Source organism: Microbacterium sp. LMX7-1.2, assembly GCF_040675935.1.
Taxonomy (GTDB): domain Bacteria; phylum Actinomycetota; class Actinomycetes; order Actinomycetales; family Microbacteriaceae; genus Microbacterium.
Genome location: NZ_JBEGIL010000001.1, coordinates 3,169,614 through 3,184,435, shown reverse-complemented (window position 1 = coordinate 3,184,435; position 14,822 = coordinate 3,169,614). Strand labels below are relative to the sequence as shown.

Annotated in this window: 16 protein-coding genes and 1 tRNA gene; 11 read left to right on the top strand and 6 right to left on the bottom strand. The window is 69.5% G+C overall.

Annotated elements, in window-relative coordinates:
• Positions 1–180 precede the first annotated feature (180 nt).
• On the top strand, positions 181–696 hold the full coding sequence (locus MRBLMX7_RS15640) for a methylated-DNA--[protein]-cysteine S-methyltransferase (RefSeq protein WP_363369862.1): 516 nt from the start codon (positions 181–183) through the stop codon (positions 694–696).
• A gap of 86 nt (positions 697–782) precedes the next feature.
• On the opposite strand, the gene MRBLMX7_RS15635 is transcribed toward MRBLMX7_RS15640, so the two are convergent.
• Together MRBLMX7_RS15635 and MRBLMX7_RS15630 are read right to left on the bottom strand one after the other, a co-directional pair.
• Positions 783–2,390, bottom strand: coding sequence for a solute symporter family protein (locus MRBLMX7_RS15635; protein WP_363369860.1), 1,608 nt, complete (start codon positions 2,388–2,390; stop codon positions 783–785).
• Positions 2,387–2,734 (bottom strand): DUF485 domain-containing protein, encoded by a 348-nt coding sequence (locus MRBLMX7_RS15630; RefSeq protein ID WP_050722674.1) that lies wholly within the window; start codon positions 2,732–2,734, stop codon positions 2,387–2,389. Before MRBLMX7_RS15630 ends, MRBLMX7_RS15635 begins: the two co-directional genes overlap by 4 nt.
• A 110-nt stretch (positions 2,735–2,844) precedes the next feature.
• Between MRBLMX7_RS15630 and MRBLMX7_RS15625 the strand changes: the two genes are divergently transcribed.
• A complete protein-coding gene (locus MRBLMX7_RS15625) occupies positions 2,845–3,702 on the top strand; it encodes a LuxR C-terminal-related transcriptional regulator (RefSeq protein ID WP_363369858.1) in 858 nt (285 codons plus the stop codon).
• Between the two features lie 48 nt (positions 3,703–3,750).
• The gene (locus MRBLMX7_RS15620) at positions 3,751–4,143 is read left to right on the top strand and encodes a histone-like nucleoid-structuring protein Lsr2 (RefSeq protein WP_363369857.1); all 393 of its coding nucleotides are present in this window, start codon (positions 3,751–3,753) and stop codon (positions 4,141–4,143) included.
• Between the two features lies 1 nt (position 4,144).
• Here MRBLMX7_RS15620 and MRBLMX7_RS15615 read toward each other — a convergent pair whose 3' ends face one another.
• Entirely contained in the window at positions 4,145–4,789 is a 645-nt protein-coding gene (locus MRBLMX7_RS15615) for a MarR family winged helix-turn-helix transcriptional regulator (RefSeq protein WP_363369855.1), read from the bottom strand.
• Between the two features lie 97 nt (positions 4,790–4,886).
• Here MRBLMX7_RS15615 and idi point away from each other — a divergent pair, with 97 nt between their 5' ends.
• The 8 genes from idi (at position 4,887) to MRBLMX7_RS15575 (ending at position 12,814) form a co-directional block, all read left to right on the top strand.
• Positions 4,887–5,408, top strand: a complete 522-nt coding sequence (gene idi / locus MRBLMX7_RS15610) for an isopentenyl-diphosphate Delta-isomerase (protein WP_363369853.1) — start codon at positions 4,887–4,889, stop codon at positions 5,406–5,408.
• A 29-nt stretch (positions 5,409–5,437) separates the two neighbouring features.
• A complete protein-coding gene (locus MRBLMX7_RS15605; protein ID WP_363369851.1) occupies positions 5,438–6,490 on the top strand; it encodes a polyprenyl synthetase family protein in 1,053 nt (350 codons plus the stop codon).
• Positions 6,487–7,392 carry a phytoene/squalene synthase family protein gene (locus tag MRBLMX7_RS15600; protein WP_363369849.1) on the top strand — a complete coding sequence of 302 codons (906 nt, stop codon included), beginning with the start codon at positions 6,487–6,489 and terminating at the stop codon, positions 7,390–7,392. The genes MRBLMX7_RS15605 and MRBLMX7_RS15600 overlap by 4 nt, the downstream gene beginning before the upstream one ends.
• On the top strand, positions 7,389–8,984 hold the full coding sequence (crtI, locus tag MRBLMX7_RS15595; RefSeq protein WP_363369848.1) for a phytoene desaturase family protein: 1,596 nt from the start codon (positions 7,389–7,391) through the stop codon (positions 8,982–8,984). Before MRBLMX7_RS15600 ends, crtI begins: the two co-directional genes overlap by 4 nt.
• Complete coding sequence (locus MRBLMX7_RS15590; RefSeq protein ID WP_363370959.1) at positions 8,984–9,328, top strand: lycopene cyclase domain-containing protein; 345 nt, start codon at positions 8,984–8,986, stop codon at positions 9,326–9,328. The genes crtI and MRBLMX7_RS15590 overlap by 1 nt, the downstream gene beginning before the upstream one ends.
• Positions 9,325–9,693: a lycopene cyclase domain-containing protein gene (locus MRBLMX7_RS15585; protein ID WP_363369846.1), complete on the top strand. Its 369-nt coding sequence runs from the start codon at positions 9,325–9,327 to the stop codon at positions 9,691–9,693. The genes MRBLMX7_RS15590 and MRBLMX7_RS15585 overlap by 4 nt, the downstream gene beginning before the upstream one ends.
• Positions 9,690–10,565, top strand: coding sequence for a prenyltransferase (locus tag MRBLMX7_RS15580; RefSeq protein ID WP_363369844.1), 876 nt, complete (start codon positions 9,690–9,692; stop codon positions 10,563–10,565). The genes MRBLMX7_RS15585 and MRBLMX7_RS15580 overlap by 4 nt, the downstream gene beginning before the upstream one ends.
• 62 nt (positions 10,566–10,627) lie before the next feature.
• The gene (locus tag MRBLMX7_RS15575; protein WP_363369842.1) at positions 10,628–12,814 is read left to right on the top strand and encodes an MMPL family transporter; all 2,187 of its coding nucleotides are present in this window, start codon (positions 10,628–10,630) and stop codon (positions 12,812–12,814) included.
• Positions 12,815–12,832: 18 nt separating this feature from the next.
• Here MRBLMX7_RS15575 and MRBLMX7_RS15570 read toward each other — a convergent pair.
• The 3 genes from MRBLMX7_RS15570 to MRBLMX7_RS15560 all read right to left on the bottom strand — a co-directional run bounded on the left by MRBLMX7_RS15570 (position 12,833) and on the right by MRBLMX7_RS15560 (position 14,510).
• Positions 12,833–12,906: transfer RNA gene (locus MRBLMX7_RS15570), tRNA-Arg, on the bottom strand.
• A 36-nt stretch (positions 12,907–12,942) separates the two neighbouring features.
• On the bottom strand, positions 12,943–13,440 hold the full coding sequence (locus MRBLMX7_RS15565; RefSeq protein WP_050722943.1) for an HNH endonuclease: 498 nt from the start codon (positions 13,438–13,440) through the stop codon (positions 12,943–12,945).
• A gap of 326 nt (positions 13,441–13,766) precedes the next feature.
• On the bottom strand, positions 13,767–14,510 hold the full coding sequence (locus MRBLMX7_RS15560) for a M23 family metallopeptidase (protein WP_050722663.1): 744 nt from the start codon (positions 14,508–14,510) through the stop codon (positions 13,767–13,769).
• Between the last annotated feature and the right edge of the window lie 312 nt (positions 14,511–14,822).

Below are 14,822 nucleotides of genomic sequence, written 5' to 3'. Positions count from 1 at the left end.
GACCCGGCGAGACGGCGGTATCCCGGGCGGGTTTCACCGTATTTCCGCCGCTCTGCGCCCGCAGCGGCACCCGTACGACTCGCCCTCCACAGTCAACCGGTCGAGTCAGCTTCTCCCCCGCTGCGGGGAGGACCGACCGGAGCAGGTCCGAGAGCGAGGGTGGAACGCCAGGATGGAGTCATGACGTTCCGCTACGACTTCGCTCCGACGCCCTTCGGCGACGCCCTCGCGGTGTTCTCCGAGGAGGGCATCGTCCGCTTCGACCTCTCCGAGGCCGACGATCCGTCGGTCCCGTGGCTGCTCGAGGGCGTCGCACAGCGACTGCGCGCGGTCCCGGAGCCCGACCCCGGCGCGGCGGAGGAGCTCACGGCGCTGCTCGACGACTACTTCGACGGCGCCCCCGTGGCGTTCCACGAGCACCTCGCGCTCGACTGGCGCCTCGCCGAGGGCTTCACGCGACACGCGCTGCAGACCATCACGACCATCCCGTGGGGCGAGACCGTGAGCTATGGCGAGATCGCGGTCCTCGCCGGCCATCCCGGCGCCGCGCGCGCAGTCGGCACGGCCTGCCGCAACACCCCGTTCTCCATCATCGTCCCGGTGCACCGTGTGGTCCGCTCCGACGGGTCGCCGGGGCACTATGGCGCGCACCCGGAGCGCAAGCGCTACCTGCTCGACCTGGAGAGACACCGCTGACGCCGGTACTCCGCGGACAGCAGGGACCGGAGACGACGAGGACCCCGACGTGTAGGCCGTCGGGGTCCTCGTGCCGGGCGACCGCGTCAGTGATCGACCGCCTTCTCGGCGCCGAATCCGGTGAGGGAGCGCACCTCCATCTCCGCAGCGAGCGTCCGCGATTCCTTCGTGCGGCTCGTGATCGTGCCGAGCCAGCCGAGCAGGAACCCGAGCGGGATCGAGACGATCCCCGGGTTGTTCATCGGCCACAGCACGATGTCGATCCCCGGGATCATCGAGGTCGGCGACCCCGAGAACACCGGCGACAGCACGATCAGGATGATCGCCGAACCCAGCCCGCCGTACATGCTCCACACCGCACCCCGCGTCGTGAACCGGCGCCAGAACAGCGAGTACAGGATCGTCGGGAGGTTCGCGGAGGCCGCGACGGCGAAGGCCAGAGCCACGAGGAAGGCGATGTTCTGCCCCTGCGCGCCGATCCCGCCCACGATCGCGAGGATGCCGATCACGATCACGGTCCGACGGGCCACGCGCACCTCGGCGTTCGGGTCGGCCTCGACGGGCTTCCCCTCGGCATCCTTCTTGCCCTTCTGGATCACGTTCGCGTAGATGTCGTGCGCGAACGAGGCGGCCGCCGTGATCGTGAGACCGGCGACCACGGCGAGGATCGTCGCGAACGCCACCGCGGAGATGAACCCGAGCAGCAGCGGTCCGCCGAGGTGGAGAGCGAGCAGCGGCGCGGCGGAATTGGGCCCACCGGGCGCTGCGGCGATCACGTCGGCTCCCACCAGCGCCCCGGCCCCGTATCCGAGCACGAGCGTCAGGAGGTAGAAGCCGCCGATGAGCCAGATCGCCCACACCACGGACCGCCGCGCCTCCTTGGCCGTGGGCACGGTGTAGAACCGCATCAGCACGTGCGGCAGACCCGCCGTGCCGAGCACCAGTGCCATGCCGAGAGACAGGAAGTCCCACGGGTTCGCTCCGTACTGCAGCCCCGGGCCGAGGATGGCCTCGCCCTTGTCGGAGTTCGCGACCGCGGCCTCGAGCAGCGTGTTGAGGTTGAAGCCGTTGATCGCGAGGACCCAGATCGTCATCGCGAGAGCGCCGCCGATCAGCAGGAACGCCTTCACGATCTGCACCCAGGTGGTGCCCTTCATGCCGCCGATCAGCACGTAGAGGATCATGAGCAGACCCACCACGGCGATCACGATCGACTGCCCGACCCGTCCGTCGATGCCGAGCAGCAGCGAGACGAGACCGCCCGCTCCCGCCATCTGCGCGAGCAGATAGAAGAAGCACACGGCGAGGGTCGTGATCGCGGCTGCCATGCGCACGGGACGCTGCTTGAGACGGAACGACAGGACGTCGGCCATCGTGAACTTGCCGGTGTTGCGCATGAGCTCGGCGACGAGCAGCAGCGCCACGAGCCAGGCCACGAGGAACCCGATCGAGTAGAGGAAGCCGTCGTAGCCGTTGATGGCGATCGCACCGCAGATGCCGAGGAAGGATGCCGCGGACAGATAGTCCCCCGCGATCGCGAAGCCGTTCTGCGGCCCGGTGAACGAGCGCCCCGCGGCGTAGTAGTCGGCCGCGGTCTTGTTGTTGCGGCTCGCACGGATCACGATGAAGAGCGTCACCGCGACGAATGCCAGGAAGATCGAGATGTTGAGGATCGGATTGCTCTCGGCGTTCATGCTCCCTCCTGCGCCTTCTCGAGTTCCTCGCGGATCTCGCTCGCGATCGGGTCGAGTCTGCGATTCGCGAAAGCGACATATCCCATCGTGATCGCGAACGTGGTCACGAACTGTCCGAGCCCGAAGAGCAGGCCCACGGTGATGTCACCCCAGACCCGCTGCGACATGAAATCGGTCGCGAATGCGGCGAGCAGGACATAGACGAAATACCAGACGAGGAAGAACGCGGCGAGAGGGAAGATGAACGATCTCTGGGTTCTCTTGAGAGTGCGGAATCGTGGCGACTCCTCGACGGCGACGTAATCGATCGCACCTGCCGAATCGCCCGTTGTGTGGTCGGTCATGGGGCCTCCTTGCCTCATGGTCGTCGGGCCCGCCCGGTCGTGCCGAGCGAGTGGTAGGGTCGACGCTACGAAACGGGGAACGGCGTCGTCACCCCCGAAAGTAGGTACTCGTGAGCACTGTGGCCGGGATCGAATCCGAGACGGAGCTCGTCGCCAGGGCGGTGCGCGAGCTCGCTCAGCGCACCCGATTCCCGGTCGCCTTCGGTGGCCTGATCGACGAGGGCGTGGTGAGCGTCACCAGCATCGTCGGCAACCGCACGCACAGCCTCGACGGGCTGCGGGTTCGGCCGGAGCGTGGTCTCGGCGGTCGCGCGATGATCGAGCTGCGGCCAAGGATGACGAACGACTACGGCTCCTCCCAGCAGATCACGCACGACTACGACGTCTTCGTGCTCGGTGAGGGACTGCGCACGCTGCTCGCTCTCCCGATCGTGGTGGCCGGTCGGCCCCGAGGGGTCCTCTACGCCGGCGCCTGGGATCGTACCCCCGAGGACGGCGTCACCACGGCCCCGGCCATGAGCGTCGCGCAGTCCGTGGCGGAGGAGCTCCGCATCCGCGACGAGGTCTCCCGGCGCCTGCGCGAGGCGACGCCGGTCGCCGACGGCGTCGCGCCCCAGCAGCGGGAGGAGCTTCGGGAGAGTTTCGCGGAGCTCCGCAGCATCGCCGCGTCGGTGGACGACGCAGGGCTGCGCGCGCGGATCGCGCAGGTGGAGAGCCGCCTCGTGGCTCTCGCAGGGGACACTCCCGCGGTCTCGACCGGCCCCGTCCCGACCGTGCATCTGTCGCGACGGGAGACCGACGTGCTCGCGTGCGCCGCCCTCGGCGCGACCAATGCCGAGATCGCCGCGCAGCTCGGATTGCGCGAAGGCACGGTCAAGGCATACCTCGGCACGGCGATGTCGAAACTCGATGCGTCGACGAGGCACGCCGCGGTCGCAAAAGCGCGGCGAGCAGGGCTTCTGCCCTGAAGCGCGTATTCGATCCGCTGAGGAGAAACGAATTGCGGCGAAATGTGAGTGGCGCATTTCGAGGCCACCGGTATTGTCTTGTGCATGGCGAAAAGAATTGTGCATCAGCTGGTCGATGACATCGACGGCAGCGTATTGGAAGTCGGCGAAGGCGAGACCGTGCATTTCTCGCTCAACGGAACCTCCTATGAGATCGACCTGAATGCGGCGCACGCGGAGGAGCTGCGTGCGGCATTCGAGCCGTACATCACGGCCGGCCGCCGCGCCGGCTCGGCCGCGGCTCCGCGGTCGTCCTCCCGGTCGGGAGCGCCGCGCAAGCGCGCCTCGCGCAACCCCGAGGTCGCGGCGATCCGCGCGTGGGCGAATGACAACGGATATTCGCTGTCGGAGCGGGGCCGGATCCCCGCGCCGGTCGTCGAGGCGTACAACGCCGCGCATTGATTCACTCGGAGGTCGCGTCTCCGGCCTGGGCCCACGGCTCATCCCGGAGCGCGATCTCCTGCGCCATGTCGGTGAGGAACCGGATCACGACATCGCGTTCCTCGGCCGACAGTCGCGCCGCCGAGTAGAACCTCTTCGCCTGCTGTGCGCCGACCGTCTCCATGGCCGCGCGCCGGGTCTCCGCTGTGATCGTGATCGCGAGCGCGCGACGATCCGTCGGGTGCGGTGAGCGCACGATGTGCCCCCCCTTCTCCAACCGGTCGAGGAGCTTGGTCGTGGACGCGGTCGAGATGCCGAGGTGCGTCGCGATGCCGCCCGGTGTGGCGACCGCCCCGCGGTTCGCGCACACGATCAGATAGTGCAGTGCCCTCATGTCGGTCTCATTGAGTCGCATGTACCGCCGCGACGCGAGCGACAGCTTCTGCTCGGCGTCGCGCAGTTCACCGAGCGCTCCCATGAGCTCTGCGATCTGCCGCAGATCCGCGGGCGCCACACCGGTGCGGTCGATCAGGACGCTGCGCGGATCGCTCGCTTCGACGTCGTAGATGGCCGCGTGAGCGAGTCCGTCCGGGGAGATCGCGTCGCCGGCCGCGGGCGCGCTCGTAGCCACCCCGCTCAAGGGGCTGGCGCCGACTCCGTCGTTCATGCCATCATGCTACACACCATTGGATTCATGTTATGTTGATAATTAGCCAAGCTAGCGAAAATGACATGACGCCGGCGAGACCGAGGAGGAACACCGCATGGACGAGGTCACCCTCCTCTCCCCCGAAGGACACGCGATCGGAGTGATCGCGAAGAACGAGGTCCACACGACCGACACCCCCCTCCACCTCGCGTTCTCGTGCTACGTCCTCGACGACGCAGGCCGCCTCCTCGTCACACGCCGCGCGCTCTCCAAGCGCACCTGGGCCGGAGTCTGGACCAACAGCTTCTGCGGTCACCCCCGCCCGGACGAGACCATCGCGGATGCCGTCGAGCGGCGAGCCCGCGAGGAGCTCGGCCTCGAGTTGGCCGACATCTCCCTCGAGCTCGCCGACTACCGGTACCGCGCCGTCGACGCCAGCGGAATAGTCGAGAACGAGGTCTGCCCCGTGCACGTCGCCCGGGCCAGCGGACCCCTGACCCCCGCTGCCGACGAGGTGGCGGAATGGGCCTGGGTCGATCCGGGCGAGCTCGCGACGGCCGTCGCGGCCACGCCCTTCGCCTTCAGCCCCTGGCTCGTCGAGCAGCTGCCCCTGCTCCGCTCCCGCGGGGCGGTCTGACCATGTCGCCGACGGCGATTCACGAGGACATGGGGATCCGGATCGAGGAGGCACTGCGTCGGCGGTTCACGCATCACGGCGATCACGCCGAGCGCTACGGCACCGAGTTCGCCGCGCTCTGGCGCGCGGCCGCCGATCACTCCCTGGGCGGGAAGCTCGTGCGCCCGCGGCTGCTCCTCGACATCCATCGCGCTCTCACGGACGACACGGAGGCCGACCCGCCCCTCGCGGCGATCGACGTCGCCACGCACATCGAACTGCTGCACTACGCCTTCCTGCTCCACGACGACGTGATCGACGGCGACCTCACACGTCGTCGTCGCCCCAACCTCATCGGCTCGCTCGCGGCGAGCACGCCGGGGGCCACCGAAGAGGGCGCCCTGCACTGGGCGCGGTCGAGCGCGATCCTCATGGGAGACCTGCTGCTCACCGCCGCCGTGATGGGCTTCGCGCGCGCCGACGTCCCCGACCATGTCCGCCTCGGGCTGCTCGACCTCATGGAGCAGACCATCCTCGAGACCGTCGCGGGGGAGCACACCGACGTCGCCCTGAGCCACGGGATCGTCGCCCCCGAGCTCGACACCGTGCTGAGCATGAGCGTGTACAAGACCGCGACCTACTCGTTCTCCCTCCCGCTGCGCGCGGCGGCGCTGCTCGCGGGTGCCTCACCGCATACCGAGCGCACGCTCACGAGCGTCGGGCGTCACATCGGCCTCGCCTACCAGCTGCAGGACGACCTGCTGTGCGTGTTCGGCGACCACCGGGCGCACGGCAAGGACGCGTTCTCCGACCTCCGCGAGGGCAAGGAGACGGCGATCATCGCGTACGCCCGCTCGACCGCCGCCTGGCCCCGCATCGCGCGCCGCTTCGGAGCATCCGATCTCAGCCTGCAGGAGGCAGGGGAAATCCGCGATCTGCTGCGGGAGTGCGGTGCGGAGGGCTTCGCGATCGATCTGATCGGCGACCAGCTCGACGCCGTGCACTCGCTGCTGGCGGATGCCGAGCTGTCGGGCGACATCGGCCCGGACGCGGCGGGGGCCATCCTGCACACCGTCACCCGACTGGAAGGCCGCCAGGCATGAGCGCCGACCGCGAGGAGTCGTCGACAGCGGGTCTGGGCCGCTTCAGCCGCGCCGCGGACACGGCATCCACCGACGTCATCCGCGCGTACTCGACCTCCTTCGGCCTCGCCACCCGCCTGCTCGGCGAACGCCACCGCCAGCACGTGCGCAACATCTACGCCATGGTGCGCATCGCCGACGAGATCGTCGACGGGGTCGCGGCGCAGGCGGGACTCGATGCCTCCGCACAGTCCGCGGCTCTGGAGTCGTACATCGCGGCCACGCACCGGTCGATGAGGGAGGGCTACAGCACCGACCTCGTCCTGCACGCCTTCGCGCGCACGGCCAGGGAGTGCGGCATCGGCGAGGACCTCACGCAGCCCTTCTTCGACTCGATGGCCTCCGACATCTCCGCGCCGTCGGACTTCACGGCCTTCGACGCCGATGCGCACGAGCGCTACGTGTACGGCTCGGCCGAGGTCGTCGGGCTGATGTGCCTGCGGGTGTTCCTGCACGAGGAGACGCGGTCGGACGAGGAGCGCGCAGCGCTCGAGCACGGCGCGCGTCAGCTCGGTGCGGCGTTCCAGAACGTGAACTTCCTGCGCGACCTCGCCGACGACACGGACCGCCTGCAGCGCGGGTATCTCGCGGAGTCGGGGCGATTGACCGACGCGGATCGCGATGACTGGGTGCGCACGATCCGCGGGCAGCTCGATGACGCGCGGCGGTCGATCCCGCTGCTCCCGAAGGACGCGCGAGCGGCGGTGCGCAGTGCCCACGCCCTGTTCGAGGCCCTCATGCGTCGCGTCGCCCGCACCCCGGCCGCCACGCTCTACGAGAGGCGGGTCCGCGTGCCCGATCCCGTCAAGGCGCTGCTCGCGGCGCGCGCCGTGCTCGTGACCGCGACGGAGCGCGACCGGTGAGCCGGGTCGTGGTGATCGGCGCGGGCGTCGCCGGCCTCGCGGTCGCAGGTCTCCTCGCGCGCGACGGCCACGAGGTGACGATCCTCGAGAAGAACGGCCGCGTCGGCGGACGCGCGGGCACGATCGAGCGCGAGGGCTTCCGTTTCGACACGGGCCCCTCCTGGTACCTCATGCCCGAGGTCTTCGACCACTTCTTCGCCATGATGGGCACATCGACGCACGAGCAGCTGGATCTCGCACTCCTCGATCCCGGGTATCGCGTCTTCCGCGCACCCCGAGCCGACGGGCGCACCACCGAGCCGATCACCATCCCGACCGGACGCACCGCGGTCTCCGCGCTGTTCGAGTCGCGCGAACCGGGCGCCGCGGCACGGCTCGCCGACTACCTCGACTCGGCGCACGACGCGCGCACCATGGCCGAGCGGTACTTCCTCTACAACCCCTTCACGCGTCTGCGCACGCTCGCCGCGCGCGAGGTGCTGGGCGCGCTCCCCCGCCTCGCCACCCTGCTGGGCACGCGGCTGCAGTCCTTCGCGGCTCGGCGCTTCCGCGACCCTGTTCTACGGCAGCTCCTCGGATACCCCGCGGTGTTCCTCGGCACCGATCCGCGCACCGCGCCGGCGATGTACCACCTTATGAGCGCCCTCGACCTGGACGAGGGCGTCAGCTACCCCCAGGGCGGTTTCTGGCGGGTGATCGAGCGCATCGCGCAGACCGCGATCGACGCGGGCGCGACGATCGTGACGGATGCCGAGGTCACGGCGATCCGCACCGCGGGCGCCGGGCGCGGCACGGCGATCTCCGGCGTGGAATGGCGCGCCGCCGATGGCAGCGCCCGGGCGATCGACGCCGACATCGTCGTCTCGGCTGCCGACCTGCACCACACCGAGACGGTGCTGCTGCCGCCGCACCTGCGCACCTATCCGGAGTCGTGGTGGCAGCGGCGTACGAGCGGTCCCGGCGCCGTGCTCGTCATGCTCGGCGTGAAGGGCGCGCTGCCCGAGCTCCCGCACCACTCGCTGTTCTTCACGGACGACTGGGATGCGAACTTCGACGCGATCTTCGGAGAGCATCCTGCGATCCCCTCCCCCGCATCCACCTACGTATGCCGCCCGAGCGCGACCGACCCGACTGTGGCGCCCGAGGGGCACGAGAACCTCTTCGTCCTCGTGCCGATCCCGGCCGACGTCGGAATCGGCGCGGGCGGATCGGACGGCGGCGGCTCGGAGCTCGTGGAGCGCGCGGCGGACACCGCGATCGATCTGATCTCCACATGGGCGGGCATCGACGACCTCCGCGAGCGGATCGTCGTGCGCGAGACGCTCGGACCAGCCGACTTCCGCGACGACTACCACTCCTGGCGCGGCGGGATGCTGGGGCCCGCGCACATCCTGTCGCAGAGTGCGATGTTCCGGGCCCAGAACGCCTCGCGCCACGTCTCGGGTCTCTACTACGCGGGCGGCACGACGGCGCCGGGGGTCGGCGTGCCGATGTGCCTCATCAGCGCCGAGATCGTGCTCAAGCGCATCCGAGGCGACCACTCGGGCGGCCCGCTCCCGGTTCCCGTCCGCTCCACGAGCGGGACAGCGTGATGGGCATCGTCTACCTCACGGCTCTCCTCGTCACCCTGGGATGCATGCTGCTCCTGGACTGGAGGTTCCGTCTGTTCTTCTGGCGGGATCCGCTCGCAGCATCCGTGGTCGTGCTCGTCGGACTCGTGTTCTTCCTGGTGTGGGACGTCGCCGGCATCGCCGGAGGCATCTTCTTCCGCGGGGAGGGCGTGATCGCGACGGGCATCCTGCTGGCACCCGAGCTGCCGCTCGAGGAGCCGGTGTTCCTGGTCTTCCTCGTGGTGTGCACGATGGTCGTCTTCACGGGAGCGGTCCGCGTGCTCGACGCGCTGCGCCGTCGCGCGCGGGAGGGCCGGACACCATGACCTACCTTCAGCTGTCCGCCTGGTTCACGGGGGCCGCGAGCGTCGCCGCGATCGCGCTGACGCTCGCGACGCCCCGGGGTCGCCGCGCGCGACCGGCCGCGATCGCCGTCACGATCGCCGTCCTGTTCGTCCTCACCGCGGTGTTCGACACCGTGATGATCGCCAGCGGACTCTTCCACTACTCCACCGGCCACCTGCTCGACGTGCACATCGGCCTCGCGCCGATCGAGGACTTCGCCTACCCGCTGGCCGGCGCCGTGCTGCTTCCGGCTCTGTGGATGCTGCTCCGCGCCCGACGCGACGCGAAGGTCGGGGTTGGCGACCGCGAGAGCGCTCCGAGGACCGACGAGGAGCACAGCGGATGAGCACCTCTCGCACGCGCGACGCCGCACAGATCCTGCTGTCCTCGCGTCCGATCAGCTGGATCAACACCGCCTTCCCGTTCGCGGCCGCCTACCTGCTGACGACGCGCGAGGTCGATCTCACGCTCGTGATCGGCACGCTGTACTTCCTCGTGCCGTACAACCTCGCGATGTACGGCATCAACGACGTGTTCGACTACGCCTCAGATCTCGCGAACCCGCGCAAGGGCGGCATCGAGGGCGCGCTGCTCGCTCCCCGCATCCACCGCGCGACCCTGTGGGCCGCCGTGCTGTCGAATCTCCCCTTCCTGATCTACCTCGTCATCGTCGGGAATCCGGCGTCCTGGATCTGGCTCGCAGTGAGCGTGTTCGCCGTGATCGCGTACTCGGCACCCGGCCTGCGCTTCAAGGAGCGGCCGTTCCTCGACTCGACCACCTCGAGCCTGCACTTCGTCACCCCGGCGATCGTGGGCCTCGCCCTCGCCGGCGCTCCGGTCACGCCGACCCTCGTGATCGTGCTCGTGGCGTTCTTCCTGTGGGGGATGGCCGCGCATGCCTTCGGCGCGGTGCAGGACATCGCGCCGGACCGCGAGGGTGGCATCGGCTCGATCGCGACCGTGATCGGTGCTCGCGCGACCGTGCGTCTCGCGATCGGCCTGTGGGTCCTCGCGGGCGTCGCGATGCTCTTCACCTCGTGGCCCGGTCCTCTCGCGGCGGTGCTCGCGGTCCCGTACATCGTGAACGCCGCCCCGTGGTGGACCGTGACCGACGACACCTCGGCCTCGACGAACCGCGCGTGGCGCCGGTTCATCGCGCTCAACTACATCGCGGGCTTCCTCGCCACGATGATCCTCATCCTCGCCTGGGTCTCCTGACCTGGGCATCCGTCCCCCACATCCCGCATCCCCGCATCACCCGCAGCACCGAGAGGCCTTCGATGTCCCGCCCCGCGAACGATCAGATCCCCCAGACGCGAGAGCGATCCCGTCGGCACTCCTGGATGCGGGTCGTGCTGCCCGTCGCCCTGATCCTCGTCTGGCTCGTCGGCGCCGGACTCGGCGGCCCCCTGTTCGGCAAGGTCGACGAGGTCTCCTCGAACGACCAGACGAGCTACCTGCCCAACTCCTCCGACGCCACGCAGGTGCAGAAGCTCCTCACGGATTTCCGCGACAGCGACACGATCCCCGCGATCGCGGTGTTCGTCGGAGATGCATCCCTCACAGACGCCGAGCTGCAGACGATCTCGGACGCCGTGGCCGACGCCCCCTCGGTCGAGGGCGTCAGCGCGGACGTGTCCCCGGCGCTGACGTCCGACGACGGCGAGGCCGTGCAAGCGTTCATCCCGATCTCGGGCGACGCCGAGCTCGCCGACACCGTGACCGCGCTCGGAGACGAGCTGCGCGCCGCGGCCCCCGACGGCGTCGCGGTGTACATCACGGGACCTGCGGGATTCAGCGCCGACCTCGTGGCCGGCTTCGCCGGGATCGACGGCCTGCTCCTGGGCGTCGCGCTGCTCGCGGTGCTCGTGATCCTCGTGCTCGTTTACCGCTCGTTCCTGCTGCCGCTCGTCGTGCTCTCGACGAGCCTGTTCGCCCTGTGCGTCGCCCTGCTCGTCGTGTGGTGGCTCGCGAAGTTCGAGGTGCTGCTGCTGAGCGGCCAGACCCAGGGCATCCTGTTCATCCTCGTGATCGGCGCGGCGACCGACTACGCGCTGCTGTTCGTCGCGCGGTTCCGCGAGGAGCTGCGCGTCGCGCAGGACAAGGGAGCGGCACTGCTGGCCGCGTGGAAGGGGTCGGTCGAGCCGATTGTCGCCTCAGGCGGCACCGTGATCGCCGGCCTGCTGTGCCTGTTGCTCAGCGACCTCAAATCCAACAGCACCCTGGGCCCGGTCGCGGCGATCGGGATCGTGTTCGCGATGCTGTCGGCGCTGACCCTGCTGCCTGCGCTGCTGCTGCTGTTCGGGCGGGCGGTGTTCTGGCCGCGTCGACCCCGCTTCGAGCCGGAGGTCGTGGCCGAGGAGCACGGCATGCGCACGACGGGGCTGTGGGCCCGCCTCGCCGGCCTCATCACGAAGCGTCCGCGGGTGATCTGGATCGTCACGACCCTCGTGCTGCTCGCGGGCGCCTCGGGTGTGCTGCAGCTGAACGCGAACGGCGTGCCGCAGTCCGATCTCGTGCTGGGCGCCTCGGAGGCGCGGGACGGCCAGGTCGCGCTGGGCGAGCATTTCCCCGGAGGTTCGGGCAGCCCGGTGTACGTCGTGGTCGCCGAGGACCGCCTGCAGGAGGCCGCCGACGTGCTGCTCGCCGATGACCGCATCGACGGCGTCTCGGTGACGTCCGCGGACTCGCCGAGCGGCTCGGCGCCTGTCACGGCCGACGGCATCACCGCCGTGGGCCCGCCCGGCTCCGCGGCGCCCGAGCCGACCGTCGTCGACGGCGACGTGCTGCTGCAGGGCACGCTCACCGAAGCGGCGGACTCGGATGCCGCGGCGGACGCGCTCCGCGACCTGCGCGCAGGGCTGCACCAGCACGACGCCCTGGTGGGCGGAGTGACGGCGACCGCCGTGGACACGAACGACGCATCGATCCACGATCGCACCCTGATCATCCCGGTGATCCTGGTCGTGATCATGCTGATCCTGATGCTGCTGCTGCGCTCGATCCTCGCTCCGGTGCTGCTCATCCTCACCACCCTGCTGTCGTTCGGCACCGCGATGGGCGTCTCGGCGCTCGTGTTCGACGGGGTGTTCGACTTCCCCGGCGCCGACCCCGCCGTCCCGCTGTACGGCTTCGTGTTCCTCGTCGCCCTCGGGATCGACTACAACATCTTCCTGATGACGCGGGTGCGGGAGGAATCGCTCGCGCACGGGACGCGCGAGGGCGTGCTGCGCGGACTGTCCATCACGGGAGGCGTGATCACCTCGGCGGGTCTCGTGCTCGCGGCGACGTTCGCGGCGCTGTCGGTGATCCCGATCCTTTTCCTGGTGCAGCTCGCGTTCATCGTCGCGTTCGGCGTGCTGCTCGACACGTTCGTCGTGCGGTCGCTGCTCGTGCCGGCGCTCGCCTACGATCTCGGCAAGGTGATCTGGTGGCCGTCGAAGCTGTGGCGGAGCGGACGCGACTGACCGCACCGCGGGAGTGAGTGCCCTCGACTGGATTCGAACCAGCGACCTGCCCTTTAGGAGAGGGCTGCTCTATCCTGCTGAGCTACGAAGGCGTGATCCCAGTCTACGGGAGACCACTCGCCCGGCTCTCACGCCGCGAGAGCCAGATACGGCTCCCACCGCGGGTCGCTGCGCTCGCTCCCCCGCACGGTCCAGGCGGTGCCGTGCGGCGGTCGCGGTGTGAAGCGCAGCTGCCAGCGCATCTCCTGCGGGGTGCGGTCGCTCTTGACGTTGTTGCAGCGGAGGCAGCAGGCCACGAGGTTCTCCCAGGAGTCGGCACCGCCGCGCGACCGCGGAAGCACATGGTCGATCGTCGAGGCTGCCTTGCCGCAGTAACCGCAGCGGTGGTCGTCGCGGCGCAGCACCCCGCGACGCGTGACCGGCACGCGTCTGCTGACGGGGATGCGCACATAGCGCGAGAGGATGATGACGGCGGGACGGTCGTACACCCCGTGACTCCCCCACACGGGATCATCTTCGATGTGTTCGATCACGGTCGCCTTGTCGTTCATGACCAGGACCAGTGCTCTCTTGAACGACACGATCGCCAGGGGCTCGTATCCCGCGTTCAGTACCAGTGTGCGCATCGCCATCCTCTCGATCCGCCGGGACGGCTTCCCGGCACTCTCGACTCACACGAAGCCACCGAGGAGAAGCGTTCGCAGGGACGAAAAAGGCGCTGTCTACTGACAGCGCCTCATGCGCGCGGCTGCACCGCGGCGCCCCTGCGGACGATGCTGAAGGACGTGACGACCGAGGGCATCCATGGTGCGGATGCTCGGTATTCGATCCATCAGCCTCTCCCGCCTCTGCGACAACGGGTTCAGGCTAACCCATCACAGCGGCCCCGGGGCCGAACTCCCGGTGAACACTCGAAGGCGTGTCCACCGCGCGTCCACGTCGAACGGGCGGATCAGCCCGCGTTCGCGGCGAGCCAGGCGATCGGCTCGTAGAGTCCGCCGTTGACCCAGACCTCGAAGTGGAGGTGGTTGGCGGTGGAGCGACCGGTGCTCCCCACGAAGCCGATGAGCTGGCCGGCGGCCACGGTCTCGCCCGCCTGGACTTGACGCGAGCCGTAGGTCATGTGACCGTAGGTGGTCTGCACGCGCTGTCCGCCCACGACGCTGTCGATCATGACGGCTACGCCGTAGCCGCCGATGCTCTCGGCGGACTGACGCACGACGCCTGCGGCCGCGGCGTAGATCGGGGTGCCCTGCGGAGCTAGCATGTCGGCGCCGTTGTGCGCGCCGCCGACCGTGCGGCTGACGCTGTACGAGCCCTGCGGCAGCGGATAGCGGACCTCGCCCGAACCGGGCGAGACGAGCGCGTAGTTGCCGATGTCGAAGGTCCGGCTGCCGGCGGATGCGGTCTGCGCCGCCGCTGCCGCGCGAGCGGCCGCAGCCTCCTCGGCCTTCTTCTTCTCGATCTCGTCGGGAGTCGTCGCGCTGAAGGTTCCGCGCGCGAGTGGTGCGGCGGTCGCCTGCGAGGCGACCACGAGCGACTGGGCGTCGACGGCCGCGAGCTGCTGCACGGTGGCAGCGGACTCCGCGGGCTGCGAGTTCGCGTAGGCGGGGAGGGCGACGGCGGCCACGAGAGCCCCGACCGCACCGAAGATGGCGACGGAGCGCAGGGGCTTCACGACGGTGCGTGCGCTCACCCGCGGACGGGTGCGCGGGGCGACTGCTCGATCTTCAGGTGTGTTCGCGGACTGGATGTCTTTGACCAAAACGTGATCCTCCTGCGCCTCACGCGCAGTGGCGTCGGCTCGTCGGCACTCTGCTCTCGGGGCACGTGTGTATCTCGGGTACGTTGTGCATTCCACCCGCGAGGACGACGAGCCGGAAAGGCGAATCCCCAGGGGTATCGTCCGCGGGCTTCTCGCCGACGACCCGTCCGAGGTTACCGGAAGATAACGGTCCTGTCACCCTGTGAACCTGGCAATCGCCGGACAGTGCGGTCACGACCCGGA